The 17,282-nt window shown below is 71.5% G+C and carries 18 protein-coding genes; 9 read left to right on the forward strand and 9 right to left on the reverse strand.

What is annotated here, in order from left to right:
• Positions 1–131: 131 nt before the first annotated feature.
• Both ACFRAL_RS01435 and ACFRAL_RS01440 read right to left on the reverse strand, forming a co-directional pair.
• Entirely contained in the window at positions 132–1,412 is a 1,281-nt protein-coding gene (locus ACFRAL_RS01435; RefSeq protein ID WP_378878934.1) for a glycosyltransferase family 4 protein, read from the reverse strand.
• 6 nt (positions 1,413–1,418) lie between these two features.
• Positions 1,419–2,636, reverse strand: a complete 1,218-nt coding sequence (locus ACFRAL_RS01440; protein ID WP_378878936.1) for a glycosyltransferase — start codon at positions 2,634–2,636, stop codon at positions 1,419–1,421.
• A 129-nt stretch (positions 2,637–2,765) separates the two neighbouring features.
• Between ACFRAL_RS01440 and ACFRAL_RS01445 the strand changes: the two genes are divergently transcribed.
• The 3 genes from ACFRAL_RS01445 to cls are packed head-to-tail and all read left to right on the forward strand — an operon-like array spanning position 2,766 to position 5,813.
• A complete protein-coding gene (locus ACFRAL_RS01445; protein ID WP_378878939.1) occupies positions 2,766–3,407 on the forward strand; it encodes a hypothetical protein in 642 nt (213 codons plus the stop codon).
• 29 nt (positions 3,408–3,436) lie between these two features.
• Positions 3,437–4,282, forward strand: a complete 846-nt coding sequence (locus tag ACFRAL_RS01450; RefSeq protein ID WP_378878942.1) for an LLM class F420-dependent oxidoreductase — start codon at positions 3,437–3,439, stop codon at positions 4,280–4,282.
• A 55-nt stretch (positions 4,283–4,337) separates the two neighbouring features.
• Complete coding sequence (gene cls, locus ACFRAL_RS01455) at positions 4,338–5,813, forward strand: cardiolipin synthase (protein WP_378878945.1); 1,476 nt, start codon at positions 4,338–4,340, stop codon at positions 5,811–5,813.
• 27 nt (positions 5,814–5,840) lie between these two features.
• Here cls and ACFRAL_RS01460 read toward each other — a convergent pair whose 3' ends face one another.
• A complete protein-coding gene (locus ACFRAL_RS01460; RefSeq protein ID WP_378878948.1) occupies positions 5,841–6,968 on the reverse strand; it encodes an AI-2E family transporter in 1,128 nt (375 codons plus the stop codon).
• Positions 6,969–7,128: 160 nt separating this feature from the next.
• On the opposite strand from ACFRAL_RS01460, the gene ACFRAL_RS01465 reads away from it, so the two are divergent.
• The 3 genes from ACFRAL_RS01465 to ACFRAL_RS01475 are packed head-to-tail and all read left to right on the forward strand — an operon-like array spanning position 7,129 to position 8,324.
• A complete protein-coding gene (locus tag ACFRAL_RS01465; protein ID WP_378878951.1) occupies positions 7,129–7,518 on the forward strand; it encodes an SHOCT domain-containing protein in 390 nt (129 codons plus the stop codon).
• 24 nt (positions 7,519–7,542) lie between these two features.
• Positions 7,543–7,959 (forward strand): DUF6325 family protein, encoded by a 417-nt coding sequence (locus ACFRAL_RS01470; RefSeq protein WP_378878954.1) that lies wholly within the window; start codon positions 7,543–7,545, stop codon positions 7,957–7,959.
• A gap of 29 nt (positions 7,960–7,988) precedes the next feature.
• Positions 7,989–8,324: an SHOCT domain-containing protein gene (locus ACFRAL_RS01475; protein WP_336395032.1), complete on the forward strand. Its 336-nt coding sequence runs from the start codon at positions 7,989–7,991 to the stop codon at positions 8,322–8,324.
• A gap of 70 nt (positions 8,325–8,394) precedes the next feature.
• On the opposite strand, the gene ACFRAL_RS01480 is transcribed toward ACFRAL_RS01475, so the two are convergent.
• Positions 8,395–9,210: a potassium channel family protein gene (locus ACFRAL_RS01480; protein ID WP_378878956.1), complete on the reverse strand. Its 816-nt coding sequence runs from the start codon at positions 9,208–9,210 to the stop codon at positions 8,395–8,397.
• A gap of 111 nt (positions 9,211–9,321) precedes the next feature.
• On the opposite strand from ACFRAL_RS01480, the gene ACFRAL_RS01485 reads away from it, so the two are divergent.
• Complete coding sequence (locus tag ACFRAL_RS01485; RefSeq protein ID WP_378878959.1) at positions 9,322–10,686, forward strand: ion channel protein; 1,365 nt, start codon at positions 9,322–9,324, stop codon at positions 10,684–10,686.
• Here ACFRAL_RS01485 and ACFRAL_RS01490 read toward each other — a convergent pair whose 3' ends face one another.
• The gene (locus ACFRAL_RS01490; RefSeq protein ID WP_378878962.1) at positions 10,687–11,781 is read right to left on the reverse strand and encodes a DUF998 domain-containing protein; all 1,095 of its coding nucleotides are present in this window, start codon (positions 11,779–11,781) and stop codon (positions 10,687–10,689) included. It lies immediately after the preceding gene.
• A gap of 36 nt (positions 11,782–11,817) precedes the next feature.
• A complete protein-coding gene (locus tag ACFRAL_RS01495; protein WP_378878964.1) occupies positions 11,818–12,915 on the reverse strand; it encodes an AI-2E family transporter in 1,098 nt (365 codons plus the stop codon).
• A 111-nt stretch (positions 12,916–13,026) separates the two neighbouring features.
• On the opposite strand from ACFRAL_RS01495, the gene ACFRAL_RS01500 reads away from it, so the two are divergent.
• On the forward strand, positions 13,027–14,421 hold the full coding sequence (locus tag ACFRAL_RS01500) for a DUF2252 domain-containing protein (protein WP_378878966.1): 1,395 nt from the start codon (positions 13,027–13,029) through the stop codon (positions 14,419–14,421).
• Between the two features lie 114 nt (positions 14,422–14,535).
• Here ACFRAL_RS01500 and ACFRAL_RS01505 read toward each other — a convergent pair whose 3' ends face one another.
• On the reverse strand, positions 14,536–14,949 hold the full coding sequence (locus ACFRAL_RS01505; RefSeq protein WP_378878969.1) for an MmcQ/YjbR family DNA-binding protein: 414 nt from the start codon (positions 14,947–14,949) through the stop codon (positions 14,536–14,538).
• Between the two features lie 150 nt (positions 14,950–15,099).
• Here ACFRAL_RS01505 and ACFRAL_RS01510 point away from each other — a divergent pair, with 150 nt between their 5' ends.
• Complete coding sequence (locus ACFRAL_RS01510) at positions 15,100–15,747, forward strand: hypothetical protein (protein WP_378878971.1); 648 nt, start codon at positions 15,100–15,102, stop codon at positions 15,745–15,747.
• Between the two features lie 9 nt (positions 15,748–15,756).
• On the opposite strand, the gene ACFRAL_RS01515 is transcribed toward ACFRAL_RS01510, so the two are convergent.
• The gene (locus ACFRAL_RS01515) at positions 15,757–16,236 is read right to left on the reverse strand and encodes a heat shock protein transcriptional repressor HspR (protein ID WP_378878974.1); all 480 of its coding nucleotides are present in this window, start codon (positions 16,234–16,236) and stop codon (positions 15,757–15,759) included.
• Between the two features lie 31 nt (positions 16,237–16,267).
• Positions 16,268–17,266, reverse strand: coding sequence for a DnaJ C-terminal domain-containing protein (locus ACFRAL_RS01520; RefSeq protein WP_336394159.1), 999 nt, complete (start codon positions 17,264–17,266; stop codon positions 16,268–16,270).
• Positions 17,267–17,282 lie beyond the last annotated feature (16 nt).

Raw genomic sequence — 17,282 nt, forward strand, 5'->3', positions numbered from 1 at the left:
TCGGGTCGACGATCGCCGCCCTTCGCACCGACGGCTACCGTCGGATTCCCACCGACCGCACCCGCCTTCCCTGACACCGCCGCACGGCTCCCGCTCCCCGTCTCTGAGGGGCGGGCACCGCGCGCGGACCGTCAGGCGGTGACGCGCTCGTAGACGGCGATCATCGCCGCGGTCCGCGACGACTGGCGGAAGCGCTCGCGCATCGTCGGGTCGGGGATGCGCGCGGTTCCGGCGGCGATGTCGGATGCCGCCTGCCGCAGCGCGGCCGCGAGCGCGGCCGTCGACGGGTCCGCCGTGACGCCGTCCCCCACCGTCCAGTGGCCCGACTCGAGCTCGGCGGCCAGATCGGGGTCGCTCACGACGGCGGGCGTGCCGAGCGAGGCCGCCTCGAAGATCGTCATCCCCTGCGTCTCGAAGCCGATGGAGGTCTGCACGACCGCGTCGGCGGCGGCGATCCGCCGCAGTGTCTGCGGGTACGGCATCCGTCCCGCGAACGTCACGGACGCGCGAGGCCGCAGCTTCTCGACGAGCCGCCGCGCCGCGCGGAGCTGGCCGCCGCCGCCGATGATCTCGATGTCGGCATCGATGCCCGACGCGGCCACCGCCTCGAGGAAGGGCAGCAGGCGCTTCTCGGGGCTCATCCGGCCCAGCCAGACCAGCCGCGGCCGGCCGGGGGCGCGCTCCGTCTCGCCGGCGAGGACCTCGTCGAGGACGTCGTCGTCGATGCCGTTCCAGATCACGTCGACCATGGGCGGAGTCGGCGCCGCCTCCAGGTGAGGCAGGACGCCGCGGCGCCCGGCGGGAACCGCCCCGTGCGCCTCGAGCCGCCGGGCGAAGTGCGACGAGGGTGCGGTGACGGCATCCGACCGGAGCGCGAACCGGCGCAGGTACGACCAGCCGTCCCGGCCGGCCGGCTTCGCCTCGCCGGCGACGCCGAGGGCGCGGCGCTGCCAGGCGTTGAGCACGCGCAGCACGGTTTTCGGGAAGGGCGCGGTCGCCTCGATGCCGACGTCGACGCGGTTGTGCATGGTGTGCACCACCGGCAGCCCGTGGCGCTGCGCATACCGGTGCCCGATGAGGGCGCCCCAGAAGTCGGCCTGCACGTGGACGACGTCCACCGGCGGGCGCCCGGTCGCCTCGACGAGGCGGCGGAGGGCGGCATCCAGCCATCGATCGGTGCGCCGGCCCGGCCACGACATCGAGTACTCGCGATCGACCGTGATCGGGATCGACGGCAGGTCCACGTACGAGGGATCGGATGCCTCCGCCCGAGCCCGCGGCCCGTGCATCGCCGGCGCGATCAGCGTGACGGTGTGGCCGGCCCTCTCGAGGAAGCGGCGCTGCAGCCGCATGGACACCTGTGCCCCGCCGAGCGACTCGACGTGCTGGTCGCCGAACATCAGGACGTGCACGGTGCGCTACTCCGGCAGCGGCTCGTCGCGGTACAGCGCCTCGAACGTGTCGAGCGTGCGGCGCATGTCATGCACCTTGACCCCCTCCAGCGAGGCCCGCTGCATGCGCAGGCGCTCCTCGGGCGACTGGGTGAGCACGGTCGTGAGCTTGGCCGCGAGGTCGTCCACGTCGCCGGGGCGGAAGAGGTAGCCGTTCTCGCCGTCATGGACGAGGTGCGGGAGCGCGACGGCGTCGGCCGCGACGACGGGCAGTCCCGATGCCATCGCCTCCATCGTGGCGATGGACTGCAGCTCGGCGATCGAGGCGATCGCGAACACGCTCGCGTTCGACAGCAGCGACCGCAGCTCCTCGTCGCTGGTGTGCCCGTGGAAGTGCACGCGCTCCGTCAGGCCGAGCTCCTCGGTGAGCTGCTCGAGGTTGCGGCGCTGATCGCCGCTGCCGACGATGTCGAAGCGCACGTCGAGGGCGGGGTCCAGGGCGGCGATCGCGCGCAGGATGACGTCGATCTGCTTCTCGGTGGTGAGCCGTCCGACGAAGACGATGCGGTGGCCGTCGCGGGGCGTGAAGTCGGCGGTGTAGTTCGACGCGTCGATGCCGCAGCTGATGGGGATGACGCCCTTGATGTCGATGGTCGACTCGAGGAAGTCCGCCGCCTTGCGCGTCGGAGTGGTGACCGCGCGCGTCAGGTCGAACGTGCGCTTCGCGTCAGCCCACGCAAGTTTGACGAAGCGCTTGTTCAGCACGTCGGGCAGCGTCGTGAAGTCGAGGATGTTCTCGGCCATCACGTGGTTGGTCGCCACGATCGGGATGCCGCGCTTGGTCGCCTCGCGCGACAGGCCGCGGCCGATGACGATGTGGGACTGGATGTGCACGACATCGGGCTTCACCTGGTCGAGCACGCGCCGGGCGTAGTGCTTCGACCGGAACGGCATGACGAAGGTGAGCCAGTCGTGGGGGTACCAGCGCCACGACGGCAGCCGGTGCATCGTCATCGGCTGGCCCTCGATCACCTCGGTGAAGGTGCCGTGCTCGCGGTGCGTCTTGCTGGGGGCCATCACGTGCACCTCGTGGCCGCGGGACACCAGGCCGGCGGCGAGGCGCTCGGCGAACCGCGCCGCGCCGTTCACGTGCGGGAGGAAGGTGTCGGCGCCGATGAGGATCTTCAGCGCGCGAGGGGGCGCGGCATCGGCGGACGTGTCGTCGGGCGTCGCAGGATCGGTCACGGGATTGGGCCTGTCTGTGCGGCGGGGGGCGCGGTGGCGGGGGTGGGACACACGCGGGCTCCACTGTACCCGAGGGGTTTCCCCGACCTCCCCAGGAACGCGCCAGACGGCCCCCGTACGCTGGGGGGCATGCCCCGACTGCAGGCCGATGCCGACCCCAGCCTCTGGGTTCCCGTGACCGAATCCTTCGGCTTCCGCGGCCGCCGCCATCGCAAGGCGGCCATCCGGATGCTGCTCGGCCAGGCGCAGACCGCGCTCGGCGGCGCCGCGGGGACCGCCCTCCCCGGTCCCGCGGGCGACGCGCGCACCGGCGCGCGGCCGGGGAGCGGCATGGCGGCGTGGGCGATGAGCCAGGCCGCGCCGTTCCTCATGCGCAGGGCCGCCGGCAGGGTGCTCGTCTGGGTGTGGAAGGCCGACGCCGAGCTGGTCGTCGTGATGGCCCAGATCCAGCAGGCGACCAACGACCTGCGGGCCGCGCGCGCGATGATGCCGATGGAGTACGACGACACCGAATCGTTCCGCAACCCGTACCTCGGCGTCGGGGAGAAGCTCGAGATGTCGCTGCCGTCCGATCCGCGCACGCCCCCGTTCGCCACCTACACGTGGGACACCGGCACGCACTTCGTCACCGTCAACGCCGTGTGCTCCGACCGGGCGCGGTTCGGTACCGTGATCGGCAGCGTCGACGACCTCGCCCGCACCGTCCGCGTCGTCGACGACCTCGCGGTGGGCGAGTCGCCCGACGTGCTGCGCATCGAGCCCAGGAACTGACCCGACGAGGCCGAACCCGAGGAGCGCACGTGACCCCCGAGCCGAGGCATCCCGCATCCCATCGACCGCTGCGCATCGGCGTGCAGCTGGCGCCCCAGCACGGCTCCTACACGGCCTACCGCGACGCGGTGCTGCGCGCGGAGGAGATGGGCGTGGACGCCATCTTCAACTGGGACCACTTTTTCCCGCTCACCGCGCCGATGGACGCGGAGCACTTCGAGGCCTGGACAGTGCTCGCCGCGATGGCGGAGCAGACCGAGCGGGTCGAGTTCGGCCCACTGGTGAACTGCAGCTCGTACCGCAATCCCGACCTGCAGGCCGACATGGCCCGCACCGTGGATCACATCAGCGCGAGGGCGACCGGGACCGGCCGGCTGATCTTCGGCACCGGCTCGGGGTGGGCCCAGCACGACTACGACGAGTACGGCTACGAGTACGGCACGGTCGGGTCGCGCCTGGATGCCCTCGCCGAGGACCTGCCCCGCATCCGCGCCCGGTGGGACCGGCTGAATCCGGCGCCGACCCGCCGCATCCCGGTGCTCATCGGCGGGCAGGGAGAGCGCAAGACACTGCGCCTGGTCGCGCAGCACGCCGATATCTGGCACACCTTCACGAAGCTCGACGACCTGCCGCGCAAGATCGCCGTGCTCCACGAGTGGTGCGCGCGGGAAGAGCGCGACCCCGCCGATATCGAGCTGTCGACCGGCTACACGATCCGCGGATTCGGGCCGCTGCTGGAGACGGATGCCCCGGCCCGCCTGTACGAGCTCGGGTTCCGGCTCATCATCCCGGCCATCGACGGACCCGAGTACGACCTGTCGCCGCTCGTCCCCCTCCTGGAGTGGAGGAACCTCGTCAACGGCTTCCGTCCCTGAGAATCACGCGTGGTGCACGACGCGCGCCGGGGCGGGCGGGTGCCACACTGAGCCCGTGGACTCGACTTTCCTCGCCAACCTGTCGTGGTCGCTCGCCGCGCTCGTGCACGCCGCGATCGTCATCACCGCCCTCATCGTCATCCCGCGCGGGCGCAAGCCGACGGCGGCGATGGCGTGGATCCTGCTCATCGTGGTGCTCCCCGGGCTGGGGGTGGTGCTGTACCTCGTGATCGGCAACTTCCGGCTCCCGCAGCGCCGGCGCGCGGAGCAGGCGCGCATCGACGAGATCATCCGCAGCCGGGTGGACGCAGGCGCACTGGATGAGACGGATGCCGCGTGGCCGCGCTGGTTCCAGCGCGTGGTGCAGCAGAACCAGGCGCTCACCGCCCTCCCCGCCTCGTCGGGCAACGAAGCGACGCTCCTGCCGCACTACCAGGAGTCGATCGACGCGATGACCGCCGAGGTCGACACCGCGGTGGACTTCGTGCACATCGAGTTCTTCATCGTCGGGTGGGACGACACCACCCGCGGATTCTTCGCCGCGATGGAGCGCGCCGTCGCGCGCGGCGTCACGGTGCGCCTCCTGGCCGACTACGTCGCGACCAAGAAGGTGGCCGACAGCGAGAAGATGCTGGCCGAGCTCGACCGCATCGGCGTGAAGTGGGCGTGGATGCTCCCCGTCGAGCCGTTCAAGGGCAAGTACCAGCGCCCCGACCTGCGCAACCACCGCAAGATCGTCGTGGTGGACGGACGCGTCGCGTTCATGGGTTCGCAGAACCTCATCGCCCGGCACTACGACTCCCCGAAGAACATCAAGCGCGGCCTCAAGTGGCAGGAGCTGATGACCCGGCTCTCCGGGCCGGTCGTGGCATCCGTCAACACCGTCTTCCTGTCGGACTGGCTCATCGAGACCGGCGAGGACCTCTCGCAGACGGCCCAGGTGCCGCCGGCCCGGCTTCCGGTGTCGGCCGCGCCCGACGCGCTGCAGTGCCAGGTGGTGCCGAGCGGTCCCGGCTACGACACCGAGAACAATCTGCGCCTGTTCCTCTCGCTCATCTACGGAGCCACCGAGAAGGTCATCCTCACGAGTCCCTACTTCGTCCCCGACGAGGCCATGGTCTACGCCATCACGACCGCGTGCCAGCGCGGCCTCGAGGTGCAGCTGTTCGTCTCCGAGATCGGCGACCAGTTCATGGTGTGGCACGCGCAGCGGTCGTACTACACCGCCCTGCTCGAGGCGGGCGTGCGCATCTTCCTCTACCCCGCGCCGTTCATCCTGCACTCGAAGCACTTCTCGATCGACGACGACATCGCCGTGATCGGGTCGAGCAACATGGACATCCGCTCGTTCAGCCTCAACAGCGAGGTGTCGCTCATGGTGCGCGGCGCGTCGTTCGTCGCCGCGATGCGCGAGGTGGAGCAGGCGTACCGCGACGCGGGCCGCGAGCTCACCCTGGAGGAATGGCGTCGCGAGCCCGCCCGGGCCACGTTCCTCGACGGCCTGATGCGCCTCACGTCCGCGCTGAACTGACCGCGGGCCGTCCGGTCTTCGCGCGCGTCAGACCTTGAGGTCCTGGCGGGGCACGACGACCTCGCGGATGATGAGCAGGATCGAGGCCATCACGGGCAGGGCGACCAGCACGCCGACAATCCCCGCGAGCGCGCCGCCGGCCAGGGCGCCGATCAGCACGAGGGCGGCGGGGATCTCGATCGCCTTGTTCATGACCCGCGGGCTGATGACGTACGACTCGAGCTGGATGTAGACGAGGTACGCGACGAAGAAGATCAGCGCCTGCGTGGGGCTCGTGAACAGCGCGATGACCGACGCGAAGATCCAGAAGATGACCGAGCCGAACAGCGGGATGAGGGTGACGACGAACGCGATCACCGCCATGAGCGCGGGGAACGGCAGCTGGATGACCAGGTGCAGCACGAAGACGGCGGCAGCGTTGAGCGACGACAGGATGACCGAGCCGATGAGAGCGCTTCCGACCGAGCCGGTGATGCGCTCGGTGAGGTCCTCCAGCCGCGGGCGATTGCGCGCCGGCGCCAGCGAGTAGAGGGCGCGCTTGGCCGCCGTCAGCGACGCGAGGAAGTAGAGGGTGAGGGCGATGACGATGAAGCTCGCCGAGATCGCGGCGACGAAGCCGACCCCGACCGCCAGCACTCCGCCACCCAGCATCGCGAGGGTCGACGGCGCGGAGATCCAGGATGCCACCTGCTCGAGCGCGCCCAGCACCGCGACCTGGGCGTCCGGGGCCAGCCGCGCGAACCACTCGGACTCGGGGATGTTCTCGACGAGCTCGGGGATCGCCTGCACGAGCTGCACGACCTGGGCGATGACGGGCGGCAGCACGAACACGAAGACCGCGACCATCACGAGGGCGAAACCGCAGAAGACGATCGCGATGCCGATGCTGCGCTTGACGCGGTGACGTTCCAGCATGCGCACCAGCGGGTCCAGCCCGACCGCCAGGAACATCGCGAGGATGATGTAGACGAGGATCGTCGAGATCGAGCCGATCGCCGACCCCAGTACGAGCGCCGCGAGCACGCCGATCGTCACGAGGAAGCCGGTCGCCAGCGGGTGGTCGAGCGCCGCGCTGATGCGGGCCAAGCCTCGCGGCCGCTCATCGACCGGCGCACCGGCGACACCCGAGTCGGCGAGGACTGGTTCATCGGTCATGGGGACATGATGCCCCCAAGACGCCCGCAAATCGTCTAAATCGCGTCATGTGATCCGCGTGGAATCGGAGGTAGTCTCACCGCCAAGGGCCCCCGCCGCCGAGGCGGGCGCTCATCTCACAGCGACGGGCGCTGCCCGTCCCGACGATTGGACCCCTGGCATGGGTGGCAGTATCTGGGACCTGATTCTCTGGTTCTTCTGGATCTTCGTGTTCGTGGCCTACCTGATGGTCGTGTTCTCGATCATCGCCGACATCTTCCGCGACGACTCGCTGAACGGCTGGCTGAAGGCCGTCTGGATCATCTTCCTGATCTTCCTGCCCTTCCTCACCGCGCTGATCTACCTGATCGCACGCGGGAACGGCATGCAGAAGCGGTCGATCGAGCAGGCCCAGGCCATGCGCTCCGCGCAGGACGCCTACATCCGGCAGACCGCGGGTTCCGGCGGAAGCGCGGCCGACGACATCGCCAAGGCCAAGACCCTGCTGGATTCCGGCGCGATCACGCAGGCCGAGTTCGACGCCCTCAAGGCGAAGGCGCTGGCGGCCTAGCCGCCACGGATCAGGAGGACTGACATGACGACATTCGACTACGGGCCCATCGAGTTCTATGCGATCGCGTTCGACGGCGACCGGCCGGGCCCTGCCGTGCTGCAGGCGATCGACGACCTCGTGGAGTCCGGCACGGTCAACCTGCTCGACCTCGTGTTCGCGCGGCGTTCACCCGAGGGCGAGATCGAGGTGCTGGAGCTCTCCGACACGGTCGATGACGGCGCCCCCGCTCTCGACCTCGCGGGCCTCGCCGGCCAGGACGACATCCTCTACCTCGCCGAGAGCCTCGAGCCCGGCAAGTCGGCGGCGATCCTCGTCGTCGAGCTGCTGTGGGCGAAGTCCTTCGCGGCCGCGCTGTACGACGCCGGCGGCGCCGTCATCGCCCGCGAGGGCATCCCCGCACCCGTCGTCAACGCGTTCCTCTCCGAGCACGCGGACTGAAGGAGGAGAAAGACATGCCACTGGGAAGAATGGGCCGCCCCGGCCTCATCGGAATGGCCGCCCGCACGGCGGTGGTCGCCGGCACTGCGACCGCCGTCTCGGGGCGCGTCCAGCACCGCCAGCAGGAGAAGTACTACGAGCAGTCGCAGCAGGAGGCCTATGAGGCCGCCCAGCAGCAGGCCGCCATGGACCAGGCCGCAGCCCAGGCCGTCGCCAACGCCCAGGCCGCTCAGGCGCCTGCGCCGGCGGCGCCGGCCGCGGGCGACGACATGATGGCCAAGCTCGGCCAGCTCGCCCAGCTGCACGCGCAGGGGATCCTCTCGGACGAGGAGTTCACCGCCGCGAAGGCCAAGCTGCTCGGCTGACCGCCGCACGCCGGAGGGCCGCTTCCCTGGGGGGCGGCCCTCTCGCCGTTCCGGCGCGGCGCGCAGCCGCTCAGCCGCCCGGCCGGTCGTCCCCGCCGTCGCCGATCCCGTCCGGATGATGGTGTCCGCCTCCCCCACCGCCGGTCGGAGGGTTTCCGGACGGCCGTCCGCCGGGTCCGGCATCACCGCCCGGAGGTCGCGCGGACAGCTCCTCGATCCGCGCCATGAGCGCACGCACCTGGGCGCGGGTCGCGGGCTCCTGGTCGTCGCGATCGCGGGCGGCCCGCTCGAGCACCCACGACGCCAGCGTCGCGGTGATGACGCCGGCCAGCGCCACTCCGCCCAGCATCAGTCCCACGCCCACCCATCGCCCGGCATCCGTCACCGGCACGTAGTCGCCGAAACCCGTCGTCGTCACCGTGACGCACGACCACCAGAGGGCGATCGCGAACGACGTGATGTCGGCATCCGGCGCATGGCGCTCGGCCTCGAGCACCGCCAGCGACGCGATGTAGACGAGGATGGCCGAGGCGCCGGCGCCGTAGACGAGGATGCGGGTGCGCAGCACCCCGCCGGCCGTGGTTCTCAGGCCCGGCATCAGCGTGATCACCCGCAGCAGACGCACCAGGCGCAGCACGGGGATGAGGGCGAACGTCAGCGCGGCGAGGTGGGTGCGGAACCAGGTGCGACGGTCCTCCGCCAGCATGAGCCGGACGAGATAGTCGACGATGAACATCGCCCACGTGACGAACACGACCGTCGTCGCGATCGTGCGGGCCGTCCCGTCGAGGTCGGCGATCACCCGCCACGAGTACGCCACCAGGTAGGCGAGCCCGGCGATGACGAGCACCGTCTCGGTGCGTGCATGCCAGGTTCGCTCGTCCACAGCCGAATCATGGCGCATGGGGCCGCGCGACGGCCCGCAGGCGCGCCCGCGCGCCGGGATCGCACCGCGCATCGCTCGCGATGCGCGCGTCCCGGCCGCTAGGGTGTGGCCATGTCGGGCCCCACCGCGCCCTCGCCGGAGCCGGCCGCAGCACCGGCGCCGCGGCTCACCGTCCGCCGCCTCGTGCTGCTGTCCATCCCCGCGATCCTCATCGGCGTGCTGTCGGCGCTCACGCTCCGGGTGCTCGAGGAGATCGCCGACCGGCTCGAGGATGTGCTGTGGACGAGCATCCCGGGCTCCCTCGGCATCGACCCGGACTCGGGGTGGTGGATCTTCGCCGTCCTCACCGCCACCGGCGTCGCGGTGGGGATGGTGGTGTGGCTCGTGCCCGGGCATGCGGGGCCCGACTCAGCCACCACCGAGCTGGCCGCGACACCGATTCCGCTGTCCGCCCTCCCCGGGCTCGCGGTGGTGCTCATCCTGAGCCTCGCCGGAGGGGTGAGCCTCGGGCCCGAGAACCCGATCATCGCGGTGAACGTCTCGCTGGCGGTGGCCCTCGTCGCCCGCATCGCGCGCGCGGTGCCGGCGCCGCTCGTGGGGGCGCTGGCGATCTCGGCGACGATCGGCGCCCTGTTCGGCACGCCGGTGGCCGCCGCCCTCGTGTTCACCGGCATGGTGGGCGGGTTCGAGTTGGGCGGGTCGCTGTGGGACAAGCTGTTCCTGCCGCTCGTCGCCGCAGGAGCGGGTTCGGTCACCACCTTCGTGCTCGGCGGCGGCTTCGGCGCGGCGGCGCCGTTCGCGCCCTACGGCACACCGCAGCCGCTCGATCTGCTCCGCGGCGCGCTCATCGCGTGCGCGGCCGCCGCGTTCGCGCTGGTCGGCGTCTACCTCTTCCCCCTCGTGCACCGCGCCTTCCACGCCCTGCGGCATCCGCTCCTCTTCACCGTCGCCGGGGGCATCGTACTGGGCGCCCTCGGCGCGATCGGCGGACCCCTCACCCTGTTCAAGGGGCTGGATCAGAGCGCCGAGCTTCTCGCCGACCCGGGCGACCACCCACCGGCACAGCTCGTGCTGATCCTGCTCGTGAAGCTGGCGGCGCTCGTCGTCGCGGCATCCGCCGGCTTCCGCGGCGGGCGGATCTTCCCCGCGGTCTTCCTCGGAGTGGCGGCGGGACTCCTCGGCAGCGCACTCGTGCCGGGCATGTCCCCCTCGCTCGCAGTGGCCTGCGGCGTGCTGGGCGTGGTGATCGCCATCGCCCGCGACGGCTGGGTCGCGCTGTTCGTGGCGGTGGCGATGGTGGACGACATCACGGTGCTGCCGATGCTCTGCATCATCGTGCTGCCGGCGTGGCTGGCGGTCACGTGGGCGCGGCCGATGCTGATCACGCCCGAGGACCTCGCCCGCGAGCGGTCGCCCGCCGCCCTGCCGTGGGAACGCCGATCGGCGGGGCACGGTACGTCGGCCACCCGGGACTGATCAGCCGGCTGCGGGCGCGCGCGAGTCCTGCTCGAGGGCCGCGGCGTTGCGGATGAACAGCACGATCCACGTGAAGACCAGGATGCCGGCGACCAGCTCCACCGCCGTGAGCGTGTAGTAGCCGGCGAAGAAGAACCCCGCCAGCACGAGCGTGACCCCGAGGAACAGCCAGCCGAGCACCACGAACGCGCGCGGGATGCCGGTGATCCATCGGGGCAGCCCGATGACGAGCACGCCGTACGCGACGACCATGCCGGAGGCGACACCGGTGTGCAGGGCGAAGAAATCGTCGACGGGGAACAACCCGACCAGCCCGAGGAACACTCCGACCACGATCAGGCTGACCCGAACCCGCCCGACGCCCTTCGGGTTGTCGGTGGGGATGCCGCGCGTGGAGTACCGCGCGAGCGTCGTCACCAGGAAGCCGGCGACGATGATCGTGATGTTGAAGGCGAAGGCCGACACGTTCGACGACATGCCGAGGGCGCTCAGGTTGTCCTTCCACCAGTCCGGATCGCTGGCGGTGAGCATGCTGGCGAGGACTCCGAACACCAGGAACACGGCGAGGACGGCGGCGAGCAGCTGCAGGTCCATGTGGCTCGCCGAGTAGAAGGCGACGTACCCGCTCGCCGCCGCCGCCGCACCGCTGAGGAGGATCGCCGCCACGGGGAACACCTGGGCGCCGATGAACGCCTGCTCCAGGATGACCGCCAGCAGTGTCCAGCCCAGGAGCGCGATGACGCCGTGCGCGAAGGCGAGGGCCGCGACGTCGAGGTAGTCCAGCACGCCGAACCGGCTGCGGCCGTCGCGCACGTGGACCGCGAACCGGCCGGCGATCACCGCGGCGAGCGCCGTGACGCCCGAGGCGATCGCGGCGAACTGTCCAGCAGACCCGGGCCCGGCGATCGGCGCGGGCTGGAGCCCGAACGCCGCGAGGGCGGCCAGCCCGACGACGACGAACGCGAGCGCGCCGACGCCGAGGGCGAGGGATTCCAGCGAGCGCTCGCTGGAGGCGTCGAGCAACCGCGTCGCGGTGAGGCTGCGCCGCGTCGCGGGCTCGTCGGGGACCTTCGAGTCGAGTGAGGTCTGGGTCATGACTGCCTCCGGGTGCGAGGTGGGCGAGCGGTCGGGTCAGGAAGGAGAAGCGGCGTCTCGCGCCGCGGCGGCGGGGGTCGCGGTGCGGTCGCCGGAGAGCCAGCGCAACCATAGCGAGCCGGGGTCGCCCTCGAGGACGAGCGCCCGGACGAAGAGCGTGAGCGGGATGGACAGGATCGCGCCGAGCGGGCCGATGACGAAGGTCCAGAAGATCACCGAGAAGAAGCTCAGCGTGAGGCTGAGGTCCACGGCGTCGCTGACGAACTTCGGCTGCACGAGCACCTGGAGCACGACGTTGACGACGCTGTAGACCGCGATCACCGCGAGCAGCAGCGGCCAGCCGCCCACGACGAACGCGAGCACCGCGGGCGGGATCAGGCCCAGGACGAAGCCGATGTTCGGGATGAAGTTCGTCACGAACGCCAGCACCGCCCACACGATCGGCGCCGGCACGCCCAAGGCCCACAGGGCAAGTCCGTCGATGATCGCCACGACGGCGCCGAACGACGCGTTCACGACGTAGTAGCGACGGATGCCGCGGTTCAGGCGCCGGACCCGCGCGAGCACCGGTCGGCGCTCGGCGCCGAACACGCGCTCCGCGTCGCGATACCGTGCCGCGTCGGCCCCCGTGAAGATGATGTACGAGACGACGAAGAAGAGCGCCGTCAGGACGGCGAGCACCGTCCCCCCGAAACTCGAGAAGAGCTGCACGAGCGCCTGCGGATCGAGGACGGAGGCCGCGGCATCCGTCGCCTCCTGGGCGAGCCCTGCCGACGCGAGCCAGGCGCGGAAGTCGTCGACGCCGCCACGCAGCTGATCGAGGTAGTCCCTGACGAGCTGCGCGAACTCCGCGCCGGCCACCCACAGCAGCAGTCCCATCAGCGCCAGCACCAGGTAGGCGACGAGGATGACCGCGGTGGTGCCCGCCCACCGCGGCCAGCCGCGGCGATCGAGCGGGCGGCGGACGGGCTCGCAGATCACGACGAGCACGATGCCCAGAGCGAGCGGCCCGACCAGCTCGCGCGCGAAGTACACGCCCGCGAGCACGATCACGGACGCCGCCAGCACGATCAGCACCCTCGCACCCGGCGACAGCACGGGTGCCGGCGGGGCGGGCGGCGCAGCGCGGGTCACGGCGTCAGGGTACCGAGGTCTTCGCACCGCGGCGGGAACGGCGCGCTCGCATCGTGGGCGCCGGGCCGCGCTCCCTGTCGCGCATGCGTCCGGTGATGCCACACTGAGCGCATGTCACTGACCGAGACGAGCCCGATCGCCCAGAGCTGGGCGGCCCCGCGATCGCTGCAGCAGCACCTCGACGACGGCCGTGCGGCGCGCGAGCGGACGCCGCGCGAGTCCCTGGCCGTCCTGCCGACCGGCGAGCGCGATCCGATGGGGATCCTCGACGCGCAGGACGAGACGCGCGTCCCCGAGCTGGTCCCGATCCGCACGGAGCGCATGGCGGCGAACCCGTTCGCGTTCTATCGCGGCACCGCGGCGCTCATGGCGGCAGACCTCGGCCGCTCACCGAGCACCGATCTGCTCGTCGGGTCGTGCGGCGACGCGCACGTGGCCAACTTCGGCCTGTACGGGTCGCCGCAGCGCACCCTCGTGTTCGACCTGAACGACTTCGACGAGGCCGCGTGGGCGCCCTGGGAGTGGGACCTCAAGCGCCTCGTCACGAGCATCGTCATCGCCGGCCAGTCGACGTCGCGCGACGACCGGGTGATCCGCGACGCGGCGCTCGAGGCGGTGCGCACCTACGCACGGTCGCTCCGCGCCGGCGCCAAGCGCAGCCCGCTGAAGCGCTACTACGACCGGTTCGATGCGCTCGCGGCCGAGGAGGCCGCGGACGCCGAGACCCGCGACGTCATCGCCGGCGCCGTCCGCGACGCCGAGCGGCGCACCGGCAAGCGCGCCGCCCGCAAGCTCACCACGGTCGACGAGGCCGGGCGCGTCGTGTTCGTCGAGTCACCGCCCACCATGACGCACGTCGGCGCGCTCATGGAGGGTCGCGTGCTGAGCGTGCTCGACCAGTTCCGCGAATCGGTGAGCGTCGACATCCGCGCGCTCCTCCAGAAGTACTCGCTCTCGGACGTGTCGCTGCGGGTGGTGGGTGTCGGCAGCGTCGGCACGCGCTGCTTCCTGCTGTCGATGCAGGACGGCGACGACGGGGTGCTGCTCCTCCAGGGCAAGGAGGCCGGTCGCAGCGTCCTCATCGAGCACGGCGGCATCGAGCAGCCGCCCGGGGTGGCCCGCTACATCGAGCAGCACGGCGAGGGCGGCCGCGTCGTGGCGATGCAGCGCATCCTGCAGGCCGTCTCAGACCCCTTCCTCGGCCACGTGCGGCGGTCGCCCGAGGGAGCCCAGCGTGACTTCTACGTGCGGCAGTTCCACGACATGAAGGGCGGCTTCGACATCGACACGCTCGACGACGTCCCCTTCCGGTGGTACGCCGACGCGTGCGCGGCGACACTCGCCCGTGCGCACGGCCAGTCCCCCGACGCGGCCACGGTCTCGGGATACGTCGGCCGCGGCAAGGTCGTCGGCGAGGCGATCCTGGAGTGGGCGTACGCGTACGCCGCGCTCTCGCACGCCGACTGGGAGCTCTTCCGCCGGCACCGCAACGTCGACGCGGTCTGACCGCGGCCCTGGCTGCGGCGTGCGGACACAGCGTCGGAGGTCTGTGCAGACACGCCGGAGCACGGATGCCTCGGCCCGGCGTGTCGCCGAGAACCTCCGATTCCCTGCCCGGCGTCAGGCGGACGGCGGGTGGGACTCGAGCCACTCCCGTCCGACGCGCTTGGTGACCTTGAGCAGCCAGGCGTCGGTGATCACCTCGCGCAGGTGATCGGCGGCGACGGCGTCGAGCCGCACGAGCACCGCGGGAAAGCCGTCGAAGTGCGGGATGGTGAAGAACGCGTCGGGATACGTCTCGAGCAGCGCCTCTTTCACCTGGAGTCCGTCGGTGCGCACGCCCACGATGTCGCCCGCCGGCCAGCTGCGGCCGAGCGCGTCGAGCTGCTCGAGGTCGCGCCGGCTCGGGCCGCGCTGCCAGACGAAGGCGCCGGCCTGTGTGCGCCAGGTCGCTCCGCCGCGGTGCCCGTCGACGCGCTCGACGACGTCCGGCAGGTCGAGCGCGATGGCGCGCACGTCGTCGAGGGTCGCCATGCCCCCATGGTGTCGCACCCGTGGCTTCCGCGTAACCGGCTGCACCGGCGCACGGACACCACGGGACCTTCGGCTCACCCGGGCGTGCCCGCACGCTCGTAGCGTGTGCGGTGGAGCCCTCGCGGGCTCGATCCGGAAGTGAGGCACATCATGAAGCGCCTGCCCGTGCAGATCACCCTCGGCGCGGTCGTCCTCGTCGCCGGCGTGCTGCTGTTCATCCAGACCGCCGGGTGGGCGACGATCCCCGGCCCCGTCTGGGCCGCTGTGCTGGCCGTGGTGAGCGGCGCGTTCTGGTACGTGTTCTTCGCCGACGCCGACGCGTGGTGGGCCGCCATCCCCGGTGCGGCGCTCGCCGGCGCCGCCGTCACACCGCTGATGGAACTCGACCCCGACGGACTCGGCCAGTGGACCGAGGTGCCGATGCTGGCCCTGCTCGGCGTCGGCTTTGCGGCGATCTACCTGCGAGACCACCGCCGCTGGTGGGCGATCATCCCGGCCGGGGTGCTGCTGACGCTCTCGATCGTCACCGCCATCGCGGCGGCGGCGAGCGGTCCCGTCGTCGGGGCCGTCTTCCTGACCGGCGCGGCCGTGACGTTCGCACTGGTCGCGCTGCTGCCGGGCGGCCAGACGCGCCGGTGGTGGGCGCTGATCCCTGCCGGGGCGCTCGCGATCGCCGCGCTCGTCGTGCTGGCGGGAGCGTCGGAGTGGCTTCTCGTGCTGAACCTGGCCTGGCCGCTGGCGATCGTGGCCGCCGGCACGTTCATCATCTGGCGCGCGCTGCGCCCCAGCCGCCGCTGAGGCGTCCGCTCAGGATGCCGGACCGCCGGGCCGATCGGCATCGCCGGTCGCCGGCGCGATCGGTGTGCGCGGGCGCCACACGACGATCTCGGTCGCCCGGCGCACGCGGGTGCCGTGCCGCAGCGTCACCACCGAGCCCGTCGAGCCGGCCGCGAAGACGCGCGCACCCGGACGCTTCTCGAGCTCGGCGCGCATGCGGTCCTCGAGGTCGCGCACGCGGCCGTGGAGCTCCTGCACGCGGTTCTCGAGCTCGAGGATGCGCATGATCGCCGGAAGGCCGATGCCGTCGGACGACATGCGCGCGACCTCGCGAAGCTGCTCCACGTGGCGCAGTGAGTACCGCCGGGAGCCGCCCAGCGTGCGGGCGGGCACGACCAGACCCAGCCGGTCGTACTGACGGAGCGTCTGCGGGTGCATGCCCGACAGCTCGGCGGCGACGGCGATCGCGAAGATCGGGGCATCCTCGTCGATCTCGTTCTCGGTCATCATCGTCACCTCCTCACGTCCCGAAACGAGGATGTCAGCCCCGCGCCTTCGTCATGAGGTCGGCGCGCGGGTTCTCCTTCGGCTCCAGGCTCTGGAACCGCTCGAGCGCCTCGCGGGCGGCGTCGTCGAGGTGCGACGGCACGGCCACCTGCACCTCGGCGAGCAGATCGCCGGTGCCCTTGCTCGTCTGCACTCCGCGACCCTTCACCCGCAGCACGCGGCCGGAGGGGGTGCCCGGCGCGACGCGCAGCCGCACCGGGTCGCCGCCGAGGGTCGGCACCTCGATGGTCGCACCCAGCGTCGCCTCGGTGAACGTCACCGGCACGACCACCCGGAGGTTCAGGCCCTCCCGCGTGAAGACCGGATGCGGCCGCACGGCCACCTGCACCACGACGTCGCCGTGCTCGCCGCCGTCGGGCGACGGGCGGCCGCGGCCGCGGAGCCGGATCTTCTGCCCGTCGGACACGCCGGCCGGGATCTTCACCTTGAAGGGCTTGCCGTCGTCGCCCTGGAGCGTGATCGTCTCGCCCTTGGTCGCCGTGATGAAGTCGATCGTCGTGCGCGCCGTGACGTCGGCGCCCCGGGTCGGGCCGCCGTAGCCGCGGAAGCCCCCGCTCGGCTGCCCGAACCGGCCCGTGCCGAACCCGGTGCCGCGCTGCTGCTGATTGAACATCGCGAAGATGTCGTCGAAGTCCTCGGCTGACTGGTACCGGGCACCGCGGCCCTGGTTGAACATCGAGAAGACATCCTCGAAGCCCCCGGCGCCGCCCTGGCCGCCCGCGGTGAAGCGGGCACCCGAGCCCATTGCGCGGATCTGGTCGTACTCCTTGCGCTGCTCGGGGTCGGAGAGCACCGAGTACGCCTCGCTGACCTCCTTGAACTTCGCCTCGGCGGCCGCGTCACCCTGGTTGGAGTCGGGGTGGTACCGGCGGGCGAGCTTGCGGTACGTCTTCTTCAGGTCCGCCTCGCTGACGTCCTTGGCGACGCCGAGCACCGAGTAGAAGTCCTTGTCGAACCAGTCCTGACTGGCCATGGATGCCCCTCTCCGG

The organism is Microbacterium sp. NPDC056736, assembly GCF_042790415.1.
Lineage (GTDB): Bacteria > Actinomycetota > Actinomycetes > Actinomycetales > Microbacteriaceae > Microbacterium.